This is a genomic window from Micromonospora sp. NPDC049230 (assembly GCF_040647875.1).
In the GTDB taxonomy this organism is placed as follows: domain Bacteria; phylum Actinomycetota; class Actinomycetes; order Mycobacteriales; family Micromonosporaceae; genus Micromonospora.
The window spans coordinates 95,873-113,435 of the sequence record NZ_JBEZCZ010000025.1; the positions used below are offsets into that span (position 1 = coordinate 95,873).

Consider the following 17,563-nt stretch of genomic DNA (forward strand, 5'->3'; position numbering starts at 1 on the left):
CGGCCCGGTGCCACACCTGGCCAAAGGCCGTACGCTGCAACGCATGCGTAGGTGCCGGGCGTCTGCCGCCGGAAAGCTCACGGTGGTCCTGGCCACAATCGTCCTCGTCCTGGCCGGCTGCGGCGGAGGCCCCAGCCCACGGGCCTGGGCGGCTTCGGTGTGCGCCGCGCTGACGCCGTGGCGCTCCGAGATCAGCAAGTTGACAAGCAGCACTGACGAACAGATGACCGCGCAAACCACTCCGGCGCAGGCCAAGGAGAACCTGGTGCGGCTCTTCGGTGGGGCGGAGCAGGCCAGCGAGGCCGCGCGCCGCAAGGTGGAGCAGGCTGGCGTCCCGGAGGCCGAGAACGGCGACGCCATCTCCGCCGGGTTCCGCGGCTCGCTTGAGAAGATGCGGGACGCCTATGGCCGCGCCCGGGACACCATCGACGGGCTGGGCACCGGCGAGCCGACCGCCTTCTACGACGGCGTGCGGGCCGCTGTGGCCACTCTCAACACGGAGTACGACGCCAGTGCGCTGGACACCAGCAAGCTCAACTCCGAGGAGCTGAAAGAAGCCTTCGACGAGGTGCCGGAGTGTCATTGAGTGGGCTCGACGACACTCCGGCGGCGCAGCCGCCGGCGCTGTTCCCCGCCCCCGAACCCGACACGCCCGCACCCGCGCGACGACGCCGTGGGCCGCCCCACAACGGCCCCACTTCGGGTGATGACGCGGGGCGGCAACTCGTCTTCTTCGGCGCGGAGGCGGCCGAGCCGACGGTCGCCGACCTGGCCGGACTGCTCGCCGGCCCGGGCGAGGTGGTCCGCATGGGCGGCACCGCCCGTCTCTCGGTGCGGGTGGACGCCGCGTGGCGGGTGCACGTGCTCGTCGCGGAACTGGCGTCGCGTGGGCTGGCGGCGAGCTGGGAGCCGGCCGAGGGCGAGCGACACGCCGTGCGTACGTCGTACACCCGGGTCTTGAAGCCGCTCGCGGCCGCCTGGCTGCACGGTACGGCGAAACGCCCGCCGGCCAGCTTTCACCTGACCGGGCGGCGGCTGCGGCTGTGGCTCGCCGCCGCCGGGACGCCGGAACCACCAGATGGTTTCCTGTTGCGGCTGGGCGCGGACGACCGGGAGTGCTGGGAGCCGATCGGGGTTGCGCTCGACGCGGCCGGGCTGGCTGGCACGCTGCTCAGCCCGGATGAGGGCGGCCCGGCGTACCGGATCACCGGCCGGCGACGGCTGGGCCGGCTCGCCGAGTTGGTCGGCGCACCACCGAGCACAGCACCCTCAGAAGCCTGGCCAACCTGACCCACTCTGGTGGACGTACTTCGCGTCCGGGTCTAAAACGCCCACCACGTCCATGATCGACTCATGTCGGTCGGCGGCGGCCGGGGCGGGGTGGGTGTCTGGTGCCGGACACCGGACGGGTCGATCCGGGCGGAAACGGGCGGGTCGGAGCTGTCCCGTTGGCCCGCCATCGTCACAGTGACCCTCTTCGAGCCCTACCCACGGTGTACGGTGGCGCCGTCCGGCAGTGCCGAGCGCGGCGGGCGAGAGTTGACCGTCGCGCGGTGGCGGTTTGCCGCCCGCGAAACCCGAAACGCGGACGGCGCGTTACGTTGGACATCCGGACCGCCGGTGCGACGGCGGGGGTCGAGAGCGATCGCTGTCCGAGCGCTGGCAGGCCACGAGCAGGAGTGAGGTCGGGGAGAGACGTGCCGAGCAACGCTGGAACCACCCGTCTGGTCATCGTCGAGTCACCGGCGAAGGCCAAGACGATCTCGGGCTACCTCGGCCCGGGGTACGTCGTGGAGGCCAGCTTCGGTCACGTCCGCGACCTGCCGCGCAACGCCGCCGATGTGCCGGCCAAATACAAGAAGGAACCCTGGGCCCGGCTCGGGGTGGACGTGGACAACGGCTTCCACGCGCTCTACGTCGTCTCCGCCGACCGCAAGCAGCAGATCAGCAAGCTGGTGAAGCTGGCCAAGGAGGTCGACGAGATCTTCCTGGCGACGGATGAGGACCGCGAGGGCGAGGCGATCGCCTGGCACCTGGTCGAGACGCTCAAGCCCAAGGTCCCGGTCAAGCGGATGGTCTTCCACGAGATCACCAAGCCGGCGATCCAGGCGGCGGTGGCAAACCCCCGGGAGATCGACCGCGACCTGGTCGACGCCCAGGAGGCGCGGCGGATCCTCGACCGGCTCTACGGCTACGAGGTCTCCCCGGTGCTGTGGAAGAAGGTCATGCCGAGGCTCTCGGCCGGTCGGGTGCAGTCCGTGGCGACCCGCATCGTGGTCGAGCGGGAGCGGCAGCGGATGGCCTTCCGCACCGCCGAGTACTGGGACATCCTGGCCACCCTCGCCGTGACGAACGCCGGCGAGGGCCCGCGCGCGTTCAACGCCACGCTGATCGCCCTCAACGGCGACCGGATCGCCACCGGTAAGGACTTCGAGCCGACCACCGGCCGGGTGAAGCCCGGCGCCGGTGTCGTCCACCTCGACGAGGGTGGCGCCCGGGGTCTCGCGGCCCGACTGGCCGGGCGGCCGTTCACCGTCACCCGGGTCGAGGAGAAGCCCTACCGTCGCCGCCCGTACGCGCCGTTCATCACCTCGACCCTCCAGCAGGAGGCGGCCCGCAAGCTGCGCCTGTCCTCGCAGCAGACGATGCGCACCGCGCAGCGCCTGTACGAGAACGGCTACATCACCTATATGCGTACCGACTCGGTCAACCTGTCGGAGACCGCCATCTCGGCGGCCCGCCGACAGATCGTCGAGCTGTACGGCGAGCGCAGCGTCCCGCCGGAGCCACGCCGCTACACCGGCAAGGTGAAGAACGCGCAGGAGGCCCACGAGGCGATCCGCCCGGCGGGGGACAACTTCCGCACCCCGGGCGAGGTGGCCAAGGAGCTGTCCGCCGAGGAGTTCAAGCTCTACGAGCTGATCTGGCGGCGCACCATCGCCTCGCAGATGACCGACGCGGTCGGCTCCAGCGTCTCGGTGCGCATCCGCGCCGTCTCCACCTCGCAGGAGGAGGCCGACTTCGGCGCGACCGGCAAGACCATCACGGACCCGGGCTTCCTGCGCGCGTACGTCGAGTCCAGCGACGACGAGAACGCCGAGGCCGAGGATGCCGAGCGCCGGCTGCCCACCCTGGTCAAGGACCAGCCGCTGACCGCCGACGAGCTGGCCGCGCAGGGCCACCACACCCAGCCGCCGTCGCGATACACCGAAGCGTCGCTGGTCAAGGCCCTGGAGGAGTTGGGCATCGGCCGCCCGTCCACCTACGCGTCGATCATGCAGACGATCCAGGACCGGGGGTACGTCACCAAGCGCGGCCAGGCGATGATCCCGACGTTCCTGGCGTTCGCGGTGATCGGGTTGATGGAGCGGCACTACCCGCGCCTGATCGACTACGACTTCACCGCCACCATGGAAAACGAGCTGGACGAGATCGCCGGCGGTGACCACGCCGCTGTCGACTTCCTCACCGCGTTCTACTTCGGCAGCTCCAACGGGGCCGGCGACCAGGACATCGCCCGTTCCGGCGGGCTCAAGAAGCTGGTCACCGAGAACCTGAGCGACATCGACGCGCGCAGCGTCAACTCCATCCCGCTGTTCACCGACGACGACGGCCGTGAGGTCGTCGTGCGGGTCGGCCGGTACGGGCCGTACCTGCAACGGGAGCTGCCCGGCGGCGAGCAGCCGGCACCGGCCGCCTCGGGTGAGGGCGAGGAGGGCGGCAACCAGGGCGACCGGGCGCCGATCCCCGAGGGCCTGGCCCCGGACGAGCTGACCCCGGAGAAGGTGCACGAGCTGTTCCTCGGCGGCAGCGGCGAGCGCAAGCTTGGCGACGACCCGGCGACCGGCGAGCCGATCGTGCTCAAGTCCGGCCGGTTCGGCCCGTACGTGTCCAGCGGTGAGCGGAAGTCGTCGCTGTTGCGGACGCAGACCCCGGACTCGCTGACCCTGGAGGAGGCGCTCAAGCTGCTCAGCCTGCCCCGGCTGATCGGCGTCGCACCGGACGGTGTCGAGGTCTTCGCCAACAACGGCCGCTACGGCCCGTACGTGAAGCGGGGCGAGGAGTTCCGCTCGCTGGAGTCCGAGGACCAGATGTTCACTGTCGGTCTGGACGAGGCGCTGGCGTTGCTGGCCGCTCCGAAGACCCGTGGCCGGCGTGCCGCCGCGCCGCCGTTGCGGGAGATGGGCGTCGACCCGGCGACCGAGAAGCCGCTGGTGATCAAGGATGGCCGGTTCGGCCCGTACGTCACCGACGGGGAGTTCAACGCGTCGCTGCGGCGGGGTCAGACGCCGGAGGCGCTGACCCTGGAGGAAGCCTCCGAGATGCTGGCCGAGAAGCGGGCGAAGGGTCCGGCGCCGCGGAAGAAGGCGGCGGCGAAGAAGGCTCCCGCCAAGAAGGCCACCGCGACCAAGAAGGCCACCGCGACCAAGAAGACGGCCGCCGCCAGCAAGTCCACGGCCGCGAAGAAGACCACCACGGCCAAGGCGACGACGGCGGCAAAGAAGGCCCCGGCGAAGAAGGCCGCCCCCCGCAAGGCCACGTCGAGCACGGAGTAAGCCTGGAACGACGAGATCTTGGAAGAAAAACGCCCCCGGAGGGGCACTTTCCTTCCAAGATCTCGTCGTTGTCCACAGGGGCTGCCGTCCGGGTCGGCGATCTGAAGACTGATTCTTGTGAGTCTTCGGAGGACTTCTTCACCCGCTGCCTGGGCTCGGCGGCTGCCGCACGACGACGCGGACGAGTTGAGCTGGCTGCTTTTCCATCAGGAGGACGTGTTGAGCCTCGCCCAGGCGAGGCGGCACCTGTCGTCCAAGGCCATCCGGCACCGGTTGGCCACCGGCAGGTGGCGACAGGTCCACCGCGCCGTGCTGGTCGCGCACAACGGGCCGGTCAGTGCCGGCCAACTCCGGTGGGTGGCCGTCCTCGCCGCGGGACCGCAGGCGATCCTCGGTGGTCTGACCGCCGCACAGGCCGGAGGGCTTCAAGGGTTCCCGGGTCGACCGGTTCACGTGCTCCTTCCCGCCGCCTGCCGGCGTGGATCGCTGCCACCGGGCGTGCTGGCGCACCGGACCGCCACGTTGACCGACCGGGATGTCCTGGCCGTCGGGCAACCCCGCAGGACGATGCCGGCCCGTTCGATAGTGGACGCGGCCCAGTGGGCCGGCACCGACCGGGAGGCGCGGGCGATCGTCGCCGCCGCATTTCAACAACGGCTCGTGGCCGCCGACGACCTGCACCGGATCGTCGACCAGCTGCCCCGGGTCCTCGTCGCCAACTGATTCTGGGCACGGCGGCGGACGCGGCGGGTGGGTCCCACTCGTTGCCGGAGCTGGACTTTTTGAGCCTGGTCCGACGCGCGGGGCTACCCGAACCGACGCGCCAGAAGATCCGTTGTGACTCGGCCGGGCGACGCCGTTACCTGGATGCCTACTTCGAGCAGTGGCGGGTGCACATCGAGATCGACGGCGGGCAGCACCTTGATCCACGTGCCTGGTGGGCGGACATGAGCCGGCAGAACGGGCTCTGGGTCGACGGTGACCGCGTGCTGCGCTTCCCGGCCTGGGCCATCCGGGCCAAACCGGACGAGGTCGTCACCCAACTCCGCGCCGCCCTGCGGTCGGCTGGCTGGCCAGGATGAAGATCTTGGAAGGAAAACGCCCCTCCAGGGGCACATTCCTTCCAAGATCTCTGGAAGCGCGGGTCCGTCAGGCGCCGAGGACGTGGGTCAGGTGGGGGCTGGTGAAGACCCGGTGGGGGTCCAGGCGGTTGCGGACGGTTTGGAAGTCCGCGAAACGGGGGTAGGCAGTGGCCAGCGAGGCGGCGTCGCGATAGTGCAGCTTGCCCCAGTGGGGGCGACCGCCCAGTCCGGCGGCCACCTGCTCGAAGGCCCGGAAGTACGGCTCGTACGGCATGCCGACGTACTGGTGCACGGCGATGTAGGCGTTGTCGCGCCCGTAGCCGTGCGACAGCCAGATGTCGTCGGCGGCGGTGAATCGCACCTCCACCGGGAAGAGCACCTTGAACGGCAGCCCGTCCACGATCCGCTGGAGCGCGGCGAGCGCCTCGGGCAGCGCCTCGCGGGGCAGGCCGTACTCCATCTCCACGAAGCGGACCCGGCGCGGGGTGCAGAAGACCCGGTCCGAGCGGCCCGTGTACCGGCGTTCGGTGAGGGCGCGGGCCGAGACCGCGCTGATGCCCGGGGCCAGCGCGGGCACGGCCCGGCCGAGTCGGCAGGCGCCGGCGAAGACCCGGTTGGCCAGGAAGTCGTCGTCCAGCCAGCCGCGCCAGCGGGGCAGTGGCCGGTCGTTGGCCGGTACCCGGTTATTGCTCTTGACCTGCACCCGCTGGGTGTAGGGAAACCAGTAGAACTCGACGTGGTCGTGCGAGCCGATCAGGGTGGGCAGGTCGCCGAGGACGTCGGCCAGCTCGGCGGGACGTTCGTGGGCGTGCAGGACAAAGGCTTCCACGCAGCGCAGTGTCACCTCGACCAGGACGCCGAGCGCGCCGAGTGACACCCGGGCGGCGGCGAGCACGTCGGGGTGTTCGTCGGCGGAGCAGCGCAGCACCTCGCCGGTGCCGGTGACGAGGGTGATCGCCTCGACGAAGGTGGACAGGCACCCGTAGCCGGCGCCGGTGCCGTGGGTGCCCGTGGAGATCGCCCCGGCCACCGTCTGCGCGTCGATGTCGCCGAGGTTGGGCAGTGCGAGGCCGTGCCGGGCGAGCAGGCCGTTGAGCGCGTGCAGGGTCATTCCCGCGGGTACGGTGACCAGCCGGCGCGGGACGTCGACGCTGACCACGGTGTCCAGCTCGGACAGCTCCATCCGTCGGTCGTCGGCGAGCGCGACGGCGGTGAACGAGTGCCCGCTGCCGGTCACGCGGATCCGGGCACCGTCGGCCGAGGCGGATCGGACGGCTTCTACGACATCCGTCGGCGAGCCGGGGCGCAGGATCGCGGTGGCGCTGCCACGCTGGTTGCCGGCCCAGTTGGACCATCCAGCGGCGAGCGATGCGGTGCCAACCATGCGCGCTCCTCATTCATGAATATGAACTGACTTCATATCAGGAACGTTGTGCCTGGTAAATACCGCAATTGCGATCCGCTCGTTGTACCGGTAGTCACGGACTCGTGACGTGAAGATATGTTCATCCGTCGAAGGGGGGTGGCGCCGAGTGTCCACACCAGCCGCCACGACCGGGCCGCTGCGCCGCGTTCCGGTGCAGGGTCGAAGTGTCGCGCGGGTACAGCGCATGTTGGATGCCTGCGCCGAGCTCGTCGACGAGGTGGGGTACGAGGGGCTGACCACCACCCTGCTCGCCGAGCGCGCCGAAGTGGCGATCGGGTCGGTCTACCAGTTCTTCCCGGACAAACGGGCGATCGTGCAGGCGCTGACCCTGCGGACGATGGAGTCCTACCTCCAGCGTCTCGACGAGCGGTTCGCCTCCGACGAGATGACCCACTGGTGGGATGGCGTCGACGCGGGGATCGACGAATACATCACGATGCACCGCACCGTCCCCGGCTTCCGTACCCTGCACTTCGGCGACGTGGTCGACCTGCACCTGCTCGACGAGCAGCGGGACAACAACGGCGTGATCGCCGATCAGCTGGCCCAGGTGCTCACCGAGCGCTTCGGGCTCACCGACGTGCCGAAGCTCCGGTTCGTCCTGGAGATCGCCGTCGAGGCGGCGGACGCGCTGATCAAGCTCGCGTTCCGGCGGAAGTCCGACGGTGACGAACGGGTGCTGCTGGAGGCGAAGGCACTGATCCGGGAATACCTGCACCGTCAGGTCGACGGCCCGGGCAGCGACCTGTCCTCGGTGCGGCAGACCGAGGCGGCCCAGCCGGCCTGAGTTGGCGCGGGCGCGTCAGAGGAAGGCCTGCCCCTCGCCCCGGTAGGTGGGGACTGTCGCCACGACCTCGTCCCCCTCGACCAGGTGTAGCTCGTTGACTCGTTCACACAGCTCACCGGCCTTGGCGTGCCGGAACCACACCCGGTCGCCGACCCGGAGGCTGGCTGCCGCCGCGCCGGCCAGCGGAGTCTGCACCTCACCGGCACCCTCGGTGCCGACAAGCTTGAGCCCGGCCGGCAGCCACGGTCGGGGCAGTCGGCTGTCGGCCGCCGGGCCGGAGGCGATCCAGCCGCCGCCGAGCACCGTGGCCAGCTCCGGTGTCGGCCGGCGGACCACCGAGCAGGCGAAGAACGCGGCAGGGGTCGGTCGCCAGGCGCGGTACGCGTCGAACAACGTCGGCCCGTACAGGCCCGATCCCGCGGTGACCTCGGTGACCGCGGGATCAGCGCTGGTGGCGGCCACGCTGCCGGTGCCGCCGCCGTTGACGAACTCCAGGTCGGCGTGCTCGCGTACCGCGGCCACCGCCGCACCCCGGCGGGCCAGCAACTCGCGGTACGAACCGCGCTGGGCCAGCCTGATCGCGCCCGCCAGCAGCGTCCGCCCCGGCGGCGCGTCGCCCAGGCCGGCGATCTGGGCCTCGTACGACATGAGCCCGACCAGCCGGAAGCCGGCTCGGTCGGCGACGGTGGCGGCGAGCGCGCCGGCCGCGCGTGCGCTGTGCACCGGTGAGCGGCGGACGCCGACGTGCACCCCGCGCAGCGGTCGCCAGGAGGCGTCCAGGTCCAGGCAGAGTCGCAGCTCGGCGCGCTGCCCGGGGGCGCGGACGTCGTCGATCAGGTCGAGTTGGCCGGTGCCGTCGATCATCAGGGTGATCGCGGCGGCGAGCAGCGGGTCGGCGGCCAGCTCGGCGAGCGCCGCGCGGTCCACGGTCGGGTACGCGACAAGCACGTCGTCGCTCACTCCGGCCCGGACCAGCCAGATCGCCTCGGGCAGGGTGAACGCCATCACGCCCTGCCAGCCCGGTCGGGCGAGGGCTCGGCTGATCAACTCTCGGGCGCGGACCGACTTGCTCGCCAGGCGGACCGGTTTGCCGGCGGCGCGATCGGCCAGGTCGGCCGAGTTGGCGTCGAACGCGGTGAGGTCGACCACGGCGTAGGGCGGGTCGAGGTGGGCGGTCGCCCGATCCAGGCGCTTGCGAAGATTGTCGCTTTCGATGGCCACGTGTGCACGCTAACTGTCCGGCGGTAAATGCGAAATACCCTCGCGTACGTCCGGGCTGCGGCCGGTGCCTTCGGCGGCCTAGGCTCAGCGAGCAGGAGAATGTCGTCGGTGGGGCCGCCCCCCACCAGGTCTAGAGTGTTCCACCGGAGGCGCCCAGCGATGGGCCGGCACGTGGAGGTACGGCCATCGAAAGCCAGAACAGCGGCGAGTCGCCCGGCGTGTCGCGCTCCGACGGCCAGTCGGGCAACCCCGCCGACCAGCCCAGCGGCGGTCAGGTCGATCCGTCCGGTTATGCCGCAATCCGCTCCGTCCTGCGCATCCGGCCGTTCCGCCGGCTGTGGATCGTGCTCGGCGCGGCCTCCTTCGGCGACTGGCTCGGCCTGCTGGCCACCTCGGTCTTTGCCGCGTCCCAGGTCCAGGGCAGCACCGCCAAGGGTGCGGCCTTCGGTGGCGTGATCGCGATCCGGCTGCTGCCCGCGCTGGTGCTCGGGCCGGTCGCCGGTGTGCTGGCCGACCGGTTCGACAGGCGCTGGACGATGGTCATCTGCGACCTGCTCCGCTTCGTGCTCTTCGCCTCGATCCCGATCGTGGCGCTGGCCGGCGCCAACGGCGGGCTCGTGGTCCTGTGGGCGACAGTCGCCACCTTCCTGATCGAGTCGATCACCCTGATCTGGATCCCGGCCAAGGAGGCCGCGGTCCCCAACCTGATCCCGCGCGCCCGCCTGGAGGCGGCCAACCAGCTCACGCTGATCACCACCTACGGCCTCACCCCGATCCTCGCGGCGCTGGTGGCCGCGGCGCTCGACCGCAGCGTCCGGGCCCTCGTCCCCAACGGCGACCTCGGCTGGGCGGAGCCCGCCCAACTCGCGCTCTGGGTCAACTCCTTCTCCCGGCTGGCCACCGCCCTCGTGGTGGCGTTCGGGATCAAAGAGATCAGCCAGGCGCAACGCGGTGAGGCCGAGCGTGCCGAAAAGAGCATGTTCCGGCAGTTCGCCGAGGGCTGGAAGTACATCGGCCAGACCCGGCTCGTCCGCGGCCTGGTGCTCGGCATCTTCGGCGCGTTCGCCGGCGGCGGCATCGTGATCGGCACCGCCAAGTTCTTCGCCGCCTCGCTCGGCGCCGGCGACGCCGCCTTCTTCCTGCTCTTCGGCGCCATCTTCATCGGCCTGGCTCTCGGCATCGGCCTCGGCCCGATGGTCGTCAAGGAGATGTCCCGGCGCCGCTGGTTCGGCATGAGCATCGTGCTGGCCAGCGCCGCCGTGATGACCCTCGCCTTCGCCATCCACCTGTCCATGGCGATCGTCGGCGCGGTACTTGTCGGTACCGGTGCCGGCATGGCCTTCCTGGCCGGCACCACCCTGCTCGGCGGCGAGATCAAGGACGAGGTGCGCGGCCGGGTCTTCGCCGTGGTGCAGATCGGCACCCGGCTGGTGCTGATCCTGGCCATCGGGCTGAGCAGCCTGCTGGTCGGCGTCGGCGGCTCCCGCAAGCTGACGATCGCCGACCTCGGCATCTCCGTGTCGTCGACCCGTCTGCTGCTGCTCGCCGCCGGTGCCGCCGGCATCTTCGCCGGCATCAGCGCCTTCGGCCAGATGGACGACAAGAAGGGCGTCCCCGTCCTCGCCGACCTGTGGGGCTCGATCCGGGGCCGGCCGCTGATGCCGTCCGAGCCGTTCGTCTCCGCCGGGCTGTTCGTGGTGTTCGAGGGCGGCGAAGGTGCCGGCAAGTCCACCCAGCTCGCCGCGCTCGCCGACCGGCTGCGCGGCCAGGGTCGCGAGGTCGTGGTCACCCGGGAGCCGGGAGCCACCGCTGTCGGGCAGCGGATCCGGTCGATGGTGCTGGACACCTCCGGCGACGAGGCGCCCTCGCCACGGGCCGAGGCGCTGCTCTACGCCGCCGACCGGGCACACCACGTGGCCGCCGTGGTCCGGCCCGCGCTGGTCCGGGGCGGCGTCGTGATCAGCGACAGGTACGTCGACTCGTCCCTGGCATACCAGGGCGCTGGCCGTACGCTGCCCGTCGACGAGGTCTCCTGGCTCTCCTCCTGGGCCACCGGTGGGCTCAAGCCCGACCTGGTGGTGCTGCTGGACGTCGAGCCGCACACCGGGCTGTCCCGGGTGGCCTCGCGCAACACCGGCACCGACCGGCTGGAGGCCGAGTCGGTCGCCTTCCACGAGCGCGTCCGGTACGCCTTCCTCGACCTCGCCGCCGCCGACCCGAAGCGTTACCTCGTCCTCGACGCGTCCCGACCGGCCGACCAGATCACCGGCCAGGTGGTCCGGCGGGTCGAGGAGATGCTCGGCAGCCCCGGCGGCATCGTGCACCCTCGGCCGGCGCAGGGCCCGGACACCTCGGTGCAGCCTGAGTTATCCGACTCGGAGTTGGTGACGATGGAGCACAAGACCTGATGCCGGACGTCTTCGCCGACCTGGTCGGTCAGGACGAGGCGGTCGTGGAGCTGCGCCGAGCCGCCGCCGCCGCGGCCGCCGTGCTGCGCGCCGGTGCGGCCGACCGGGCACCCGCGCTGATCACCGCCGGCCCGGCCAGCGGTGCGGAGTTCGCCGACCCGGACGGCGATGCGGAATTCGCCGACCCGGACGACGGTGCCGAGTTCGCCGACCCGGGCGGCGCTGCCGCGGCTGGCGGGGTGGACCCGGCCGCCGGCATGACACACGCCTGGATCTTCACCGGCCCGCCCGGCTCCGGTCGTTCGGTCGCCGCGCGGGCGTTCGCCGCCGCCCTCCAGTGCGTGCACGGCACCGGTTGCGGCGAGTGTCCCGGCTGCCGCACCACGATGGGCGGCACCCACGCCGACGTCCGGCTCGTGGTGCCGGAAGGGCTGTCCATCGGTGTCGGTGAGATGCGCGCGCTGGTGCTGCGGGCGGCCAGCACCCCATCCGGTGGGCGCTGGCAGGTGGTCGTCATCGAGGATGCCGACCGGCTCACCGAGGCCGCCGGCAACGCGCTGCTCAAGGCCATCGAGGAGCCGCCGCCGCGGACGGTCTTCCTGCTCTGCGCCCCCTCCACCCACCCGGACGACATCTCGGTGACCATCCGGTCCCGCTGTCGGGTCGTACCCCTGCGGCAGCCGCCGGCCGACGCCGTGGCCGAGGTGCTGGTCCGTCGGGACGGGATCGCGCCCGACGTGGCGCAGTGGGCGGCGGCGGCCGCGCAGGGGCACGTGGGTCGGGCCCGCCGGTTGGCCCGCGACCCGGAGGCCCGCAAGCGACGCGAGGCGGTGCTCGCGGTGCCGCGCCGGTTGACCGGCGTCGGCGCGGCGTTCGACGCGGCGTCGGCGCTGATCGAGGCGGCCGAGGCGGAGGCCGAGGCATCGGTCGCCGAGGCCGACACGACCGAGCGGGCGGCACTGGAGACCGCGCTCGGCGCGGGTGGCACCGGCCGGGGGGCGGCCGGCGCGATGCGCGGCGCAGCCGGGCAGCTCAAGGAGCTGGAGAAACGGCAGAAGTCCCGCGCCACCCGTGCCCAGCGAGACGCACTGGACCGGGCGCTTGTCGACCTGGCGGGGTTCTACCGGGACGCGCTCACCATGGCGCTGCGCGCCCCCGTCGCCCCGGTGCACACCGACACCGCCGCACTGGCCGGCGCCGGCGCGCAGAAGTGGGACGCCGAAGGATCGCTGCGCCGGTTGGAGGCCGTGCTGGCCTGCCGGGCGGCGATCGAGGCGAACGTCAAGCCGCGGATCGCGGTCGAGGCGATGATGCTCGCCCTCTGGAAGGGCTGACCCGCAGCTTCCGGCGTTATCCACAGGCATCGACAGGCCCGATTGCGGTGCGGTACGGTCCGGTGTGCCGTGGTGACGGTGGCGGCACGCTCAGTCATGGCTCATCCGGGAGGAGTCGGCCAATGCCGCGGGGGGAGATCGACGAAGCCTGGATCGAGGAAGCGGTGCGGCGCTACCGCCGGATCGAGTCGCTCCAGGCCGAGTTCGACCAGGCGGTGTCCACCGTCGAGGTGACCGTCCGGTCGCCGGACGGTCTGGTCGAGGTCGTCGTCACCGCCGGGGGCCGGATCACCGACGTCCGGTTCCTCGGCCCGCTGCACACCCGCAGCCCACGGGACGTCGCCGGCTCCGTGCAGGCCGCGGTCACCGCGGCGGCCGACGCCGCCGAGTGGGCGCGGGAGAAGCTGCACAACGAGACGTTCGCCGCCTACCGACCGCTCGCGGGGGCCTGAGATGGACACACTGCGCGCGCTGTCCGCCCGACTCGACGAGGCGAGTGCCACGCTCACCGCACTCGCGCACAGCGTGACCGCCAGCGACCCGGCCCAGGCCGCGTTCGGCGCCGACGCCCCGGGGCGACCCGGCGAGATCGGGCGCGCGCTGCACCGGCAGTGGGCCACCGCCACCGACGACCGGGCCCGGGAGGCCCGCACCGCCGCCGGTCGTCTGGCCGCAGCCGCCTCGGCGGTCCGGGAGGCCGCCGACCGCTACGCCGAGGTCGACCGGGCAGCCCGCCGCCGGCTCGCCGGGGAGCCCTGATGGACGCACTGGACCGGCTCGCCGAGCCCGGCCTCGACCTGCTGCGCCGGGTGGACCGGCTGATCGCCGCCGGCGTCCCGGAGGGGCACCGGGTCTGGCCCCTGCTGCGCCGGATGCAGGTGCTGCCGGGCGATGCGGTCCGCGGCTTCCTCGACCTGCACCCCGCCCCGCTCGCCGGCGCCGGGCACGCGGTGCGCCGGCTCGTCCGGGGGTACGACGACGCCTCCGCCGCGCTCACCGACTCGGTGCTCTGGTCCGGTCCGGCTGCCACGGCCTACGGGCAACAGCGGGCAGCACTGCTGCGCCACCTCGACGAGGGCCCGGAGAGCCTGGTCGGGCGGCTCGAATCCACCGCCGGTTACGCGGACGCGCTCGCCGACTGGGTGGAGGGCAGCCGCCTCGCGCTGGCCCGGACACTGGCCGACGTGCTCCGCTCGGCCGAGGCGGTCGCCGTCGTCGCCGCCACCGCCACCGGCCCGCCGACCCGGTTGACGCCGGTCGGGCCGGGTGTCGCCGACGCTGCCGAGATCGCCGCGCGGGTGCTGGCGGTGCTCTGCGTCGCGTACGACGGTGCGGAGACGTTGCTGCGTCAGTGGGCGCCGAGCCTCGCCGAGACCGCGTGGCGGCCTCCGCTGGACGGTCGGCCGCACTACGACCAGCCCACCCGCGTCGGCTGGTAACCGCCCGGAGCGCGCCGATCTCCCGGCCGCGGTGCTGGCCGGTTGCGGGCGTGGCGCCGTCGCGTCCTGCTCGCGGTGCTGGCAGCGCGTCGGCCGCCGTGCTGGCTCGTCCCGGTCGCGGTTGCCGCTCGGACAGGCCACGACGTCGCTCGCGGACACCGGACCGGAGCCGGCGCCCACGGCGACGCCGTGGTCTTCCCCCTGCACCCCCCGCAGGTCTGTCTTCACTCAACGCCGCTCGAACCCGTTTGTCCCCTACCCGGGCGCGGATTCAACCGTCCGGGCGAGGGGCAACGGCACGACGGGTGGCCCGGGCATCGGTCAAGTCGATGGCCATGAATGGCATTGGGGGTATCGGTCGGTGCGTCCTTCGCGGTGATCCGTCGTAGGGTGGGGGGATGGGCATGCTCTGCGCGGTCAGCTTCAACCGGTACGGGCGCCTCTACTACCTGGATCCCGGCGAGTTGCGTCCGCAGGTGGGGGACAAGGTGCTGGTGCCCACCGACGATGGGCCCGAGGTGGCGGAGTGCGTGTGGGCGGCGCAGTGGGTCACCGAGGAGACCGACGGCTTTCCCCGCCTGGTGGGGCTCGCCGGTGACGACGACCTGCGCCGCGACGAGGCACTGCGGCGCCGCAAGGCCGAGGCCAAGGTGGCCGCGAAACGGTTGATCCGTTCGCATGGCCTGCCGATGAAGGTGGTGGCCGTCGACCACGTGCTCGGCACCGTCGAGGGCGGCGGTGAGCGCAGCACCGTCTACTTCACCGCCCCGCACCGGGTGGACTTCCGCTCCCTGGTCCGTGACCTGGGCGCCACCCTGCACTGCCGGGTCGAGCTGCGTCAGCTCTCCGCACGCGACTCGGCGCGGGTGCAGGGCGGCATCGGCTCCTGCGGTCGCGACCTGTGCTGCGCGACGTTCCTCACCGACTTCGAGCCGGTGACCATCCGGATGGCGAAGGACCAGGATCTCCCCCTGAACCCGCTGCGCATCTCCGGGGCGTGCGGCAGGTTGATGTGCTGCCTCAAATACGAGCATCCCCTGTACGCCAGATTCCAGGAGACCGCCCCTGCGGTCGGCAGCCGGGTCTCCACCCCGGAGGGCGACGGCCGGGTCGTCGGCCACAGCGTCCCCCGGGACGCCGTGACGGTCCGGCTCGACGCCGACGGCTCCCGCTGCTCCTGCTCCCGCGCCTCCGTCTGCGCCCCCCGGCAAGCCCACGACCAGCACTACACCCCCTGACAGACCCCCGCGATGATCAAAAGGGTTGCCTCAGGAATGGGGCGACCTGTGGGTGGTCACCGCGAGCGCAGGACTATCGGGGGTTCGGTCAGGTGCGGGGTCAGGCGATCCTTCGGGGTCAGCCAGCTTGCCGTGGCGGACTGGTCGGGGTTGACCTGCCAGTCGCGGGACACCCGGTCCACCCCGATCGGGTAGATGGTCAGCGTGCCGTCCGGGTCGATGCGCAACCGCAGGAACGACTTGGAGTCCTCGATGCCCTGCCCGGCGAACAGTTCGTTGACGTTCACCCCGAGCGAACCCGCCACCAGCAGGTACGCCGCCACCAGTTGGCTGGCCACCAGACCGATGAGCGGGCCGTACAGCACCACCGCGGCGACCGCCGGCAGCGGCCACGGCCATCCGTAGAACGGCAGCGCCAACCAGACCCAGGTGCCGCCGGCGGCCAGCGCCACCTGGGCCACGCCGTGGCCGACACCGAGAAGCCAGTGCCGAGCGTGCCGTTTGCCGCTGGCGTTGGGTGGCTTGGCGAACAGCACCGCCGCGACCACCGTCACGAGCACCATCAGCACCAGCGGGACGCTGAACAGTCGTTGGTTGGTGCTGTCGGCCCAGTTCGCCGTCGCGCCCGCCATGGCCAGCATCAGCAGGGTGTGCAGGATGCCGAGCAACGTGGTGAAGCCGGGGTTGCGGAACGGCAGCCGGGCGAAGATGCCCCAGCCGTAACGGCGGGAGCGGGCCGCGTCCGGATACCGGGCCACCAGATCGTACGGCTGGGCCACGCTGGCCCGCCTTGCCAGCGTGTCGCGTGGCGGCACCTCGAGGCGCTTCGGCAGCTTGTGGGTGGGGTACAGGTATGCCCCGCCGCCGCCACAGGTGATCAACTGCCGCTGCGGGCCGGCGTACCGGGCGTAGTGGTGCAGGTCGCCGGAGAGCAGCAGCCACACCTGTGCCCCGGTCGGGTCGATGATCGTCCGGATGAAGTAGTCGATCGAGTCGTACGCCATCGGGTTGTCGGCGGCCTTCACCCAGGTCGGCGACGGCGCGGCCAGGATCACCTTCGACTCCGGGCCGAGCCGGCGGGCCACCTCGTCGAAGTAGGCCAACTGCGGGTCGTCCAGGTACGAGCCGGACTGGTCGTCCACGCCGAGCAGCCACCAGCCGGCCGGCAACTCCACGGCGAAGTACGACCGCGACTGCCCGGTACGCCAGCCGGCGAAGTTACGGTCCCGGGAGCGGACGAACAGCCGGAGGAACGCCGTCAGGCCGTCGTACCAGTCGTGGTTGCCCGGCACCGCGAACAGCGTGGGACGCTCGGGCGGGGTCGCCGGCAGCGCGGCCTGGTAGGGGCCCTTGCACCGGTTCTCGTACTCCTCGTAGGCCGCCGACGGGTACACCTGGTCGCCGCCCATCACCAGGGTCTGCGCCCGGGGCAGCCGGTGCCCGTCTACTGTCAACGCCGGCTGGGCCAGCAGGTACGCCACGGAGTAGGTGGCGTGGAAGCCGTCACCGAGGTCGGCCACGTAGTCGAGCCAGAGCCCGCCGTCCGGCCCCGCCTGGTGGAAGACGTCGTCGCCGAAGGCGTTCTGCAACTCGCGCTTGTCCAGGTACGCGCCGAAGAGGACCGCCAGTAGCGTCCGGATGCCGGTGCTGATCAGCAGGAACGGTGCCAGCCACGGCACCGGCTTGCGCGGGGTGAAGCCCAGCTCCAGCGGATCGGTGGAGCGTGGCCGAGGCCGGGCACGCTCCCCCTCGGGGTGATCGTCGGCCGCCGGAGCCGGGTGGTCGTCGCGTTCGTCGCTCACCCGCCGCAGCGTAGTACCGGATTCGGCCAGACGCCGTCCGGTAACGGGTCAGTTGGCGGCTGTTGTCCGGTTGACGGTAGTGGGAGGGGCGAGGGTATCCCGTTCGGTGCCGGGCAACGGGGTGCCGTACACTTGCTGATCGTTGCCGCCTTAGCTCAGTCGGCTAGAGCGACGCACTCGTAATGCGTAGGTCGACGGTTCGATTCCGTCAGGCGGCTCCACGAAGGCGAAGGCCCCGTGACCAGGCGATAAGCCAAGGTCACGGGGCCT

The 17,563-nt window shown here is 71.8% G+C and carries 15 protein-coding genes and 1 tRNA gene; 13 read left to right on the forward strand and 3 right to left on the reverse strand.

Annotated features, from left to right (window positions below):
• The first annotated feature begins 43 nt into the window (after positions 1–43).
• The 5 genes from AB0A95_RS21095 to AB0A95_RS21115 all read left to right on the forward strand — a co-directional run bounded on the left by AB0A95_RS21095 (position 44) and on the right by AB0A95_RS21115 (position 5,638).
• Positions 44–586, forward strand: coding sequence for a hypothetical protein (locus AB0A95_RS21095; RefSeq protein ID WP_357557456.1), 543 nt, complete (start codon positions 44–46; stop codon positions 584–586).
• The gene (locus AB0A95_RS21100) at positions 577–1,290 is read left to right on the forward strand and encodes a hypothetical protein (RefSeq protein WP_357557457.1); all 714 of its coding nucleotides are present in this window, start codon (positions 577–579) and stop codon (positions 1,288–1,290) included. Before AB0A95_RS21095 ends, AB0A95_RS21100 begins: the two co-directional genes overlap by 10 nt.
• 407 nt (positions 1,291–1,697) lie before the next feature.
• Positions 1,698–4,556 (forward strand): type I DNA topoisomerase, encoded by a 2,859-nt coding sequence (topA, locus tag AB0A95_RS21105; protein WP_357557458.1) that lies wholly within the window; start codon positions 1,698–1,700, stop codon positions 4,554–4,556.
• Positions 4,557–4,673: 117 nt separating this feature from the next.
• Complete coding sequence (locus tag AB0A95_RS21110) at positions 4,674–5,279, forward strand: hypothetical protein (protein ID WP_357557459.1); 606 nt, start codon at positions 4,674–4,676, stop codon at positions 5,277–5,279.
• A 41-nt stretch (positions 5,280–5,320) separates the two neighbouring features.
• Positions 5,321–5,638, forward strand: coding sequence for a DUF559 domain-containing protein (locus AB0A95_RS21115; protein WP_357557460.1), 318 nt, complete (start codon positions 5,321–5,323; stop codon positions 5,636–5,638).
• Between the two features lie 67 nt (positions 5,639–5,705).
• Here AB0A95_RS21115 and AB0A95_RS21120 read toward each other — a convergent pair whose 3' ends face one another.
• Complete coding sequence (locus AB0A95_RS21120; protein ID WP_357557461.1) at positions 5,706–7,022, reverse strand: D-arabinono-1,4-lactone oxidase; 1,317 nt, start codon at positions 7,020–7,022, stop codon at positions 5,706–5,708.
• A gap of 226 nt (positions 7,023–7,248) precedes the next feature.
• Between AB0A95_RS21120 and AB0A95_RS21125 the strand changes: the two genes are divergently transcribed.
• Entirely contained in the window at positions 7,249–7,851 is a 603-nt protein-coding gene (locus AB0A95_RS21125) for a TetR/AcrR family transcriptional regulator (RefSeq protein WP_357557471.1), read from the forward strand.
• A gap of 15 nt (positions 7,852–7,866) precedes the next feature.
• On the opposite strand, the gene AB0A95_RS21130 is transcribed toward AB0A95_RS21125, so the two are convergent.
• Positions 7,867–9,072, reverse strand: a complete 1,206-nt coding sequence (locus AB0A95_RS21130; protein ID WP_357557462.1) for an amino acid deaminase/aldolase — start codon at positions 9,070–9,072, stop codon at positions 7,867–7,869.
• Positions 9,073–9,389: 317 nt separating this feature from the next.
• Between AB0A95_RS21130 and tmk the strand changes: the two genes are divergently transcribed.
• The 6 genes from tmk to ricT all read left to right on the forward strand — a co-directional run bounded on the left by tmk (position 9,390) and on the right by ricT (position 15,491).
• Complete coding sequence (tmk, locus tag AB0A95_RS21135) at positions 9,390–11,480, forward strand: dTMP kinase (RefSeq protein WP_357557472.1); 2,091 nt, start codon at positions 9,390–9,392, stop codon at positions 11,478–11,480.
• Positions 11,480–12,814, forward strand: a complete 1,335-nt coding sequence (locus AB0A95_RS21140) for a DNA polymerase III subunit delta' (protein WP_357557463.1) — start codon at positions 11,480–11,482, stop codon at positions 12,812–12,814. The genes tmk and AB0A95_RS21140 overlap by 1 nt, the downstream gene beginning before the upstream one ends.
• Before the next feature lie 122 nt (positions 12,815–12,936).
• Entirely contained in the window at positions 12,937–13,266 is a 330-nt protein-coding gene (locus tag AB0A95_RS21145; RefSeq protein ID WP_007454690.1) for a YbaB/EbfC family nucleoid-associated protein, read from the forward strand.
• Between the two features lies 1 nt (position 13,267).
• Entirely contained in the window at positions 13,268–13,573 is a 306-nt protein-coding gene (locus AB0A95_RS21150) for a hypothetical protein (RefSeq protein ID WP_357557464.1), read from the forward strand.
• Entirely contained in the window at positions 13,573–14,253 is a 681-nt protein-coding gene (locus AB0A95_RS21155; protein ID WP_357557465.1) for a hypothetical protein, read from the forward strand. The genes AB0A95_RS21150 and AB0A95_RS21155 overlap by 1 nt, the downstream gene beginning before the upstream one ends.
• A 398-nt stretch (positions 14,254–14,651) precedes the next feature.
• Entirely contained in the window at positions 14,652–15,491 is an 840-nt protein-coding gene (gene ricT, locus AB0A95_RS21160) for a regulatory iron-sulfur-containing complex subunit RicT (protein ID WP_357557466.1), read from the forward strand.
• Positions 15,492–15,547: 56 nt separating this feature from the next.
• Here ricT and AB0A95_RS21165 read toward each other — a convergent pair whose 3' ends face one another.
• A complete protein-coding gene (locus AB0A95_RS21165) occupies positions 15,548–17,293 on the reverse strand; it encodes a metallophosphoesterase (RefSeq protein WP_357557467.1) in 1,746 nt (581 codons plus the stop codon).
• 144 nt (positions 17,294–17,437) lie between these two features.
• Between AB0A95_RS21165 and AB0A95_RS21170 the strand changes: the two genes are divergently transcribed.
• Positions 17,438–17,514: transfer RNA gene (locus AB0A95_RS21170), tRNA-Thr, on the forward strand.
• The last annotated feature ends 49 nt before the right edge of the window (positions 17,515–17,563 follow it).

What these genes read in the sequence shown, in the direction of transcription:
- AB0A95_RS21095 (WP_357557456.1), top strand. Translation starts at nt 44, where the DNA reads ATGCGTAGGTGCCGGGCGTCTGCCGCCGGAAAGCTCACGGTGGTCCTG.
- AB0A95_RS21120 (WP_357557461.1), bottom strand. Translation starts at nt 7,022, where the DNA reads ATGGTTGGCACCGCATCGCTCGCCGCTGGATGGTCCAACTGGGCCGGC.
- AB0A95_RS21125 (WP_357557471.1), top strand. Translation starts at nt 7,249, where the DNA reads ATGTTGGATGCCTGCGCCGAGCTCGTCGACGAGGTGGGGTACGAGGGG.
- AB0A95_RS21140 (WP_357557463.1), top strand. Translation starts at nt 11,480, where the DNA reads ATGCCGGACGTCTTCGCCGACCTGGTCGGTCAGGACGAGGCGGTCGTG.
- AB0A95_RS21145 (WP_007454690.1), top strand. Translation starts at nt 12,937, where the DNA reads ATGCCGCGGGGGGAGATCGACGAAGCCTGGATCGAGGAAGCGGTGCGG.
- AB0A95_RS21150 (WP_357557464.1), top strand. Translation starts at nt 13,268, where the DNA reads ATGGACACACTGCGCGCGCTGTCCGCCCGACTCGACGAGGCGAGTGCC.
- AB0A95_RS21155 (WP_357557465.1), top strand. Translation starts at nt 13,573, where the DNA reads ATGGACGCACTGGACCGGCTCGCCGAGCCCGGCCTCGACCTGCTGCGC.
- ricT (WP_357557466.1), top strand. Translation starts at nt 14,652, where the DNA reads ATGGGCATGCTCTGCGCGGTCAGCTTCAACCGGTACGGGCGCCTCTAC.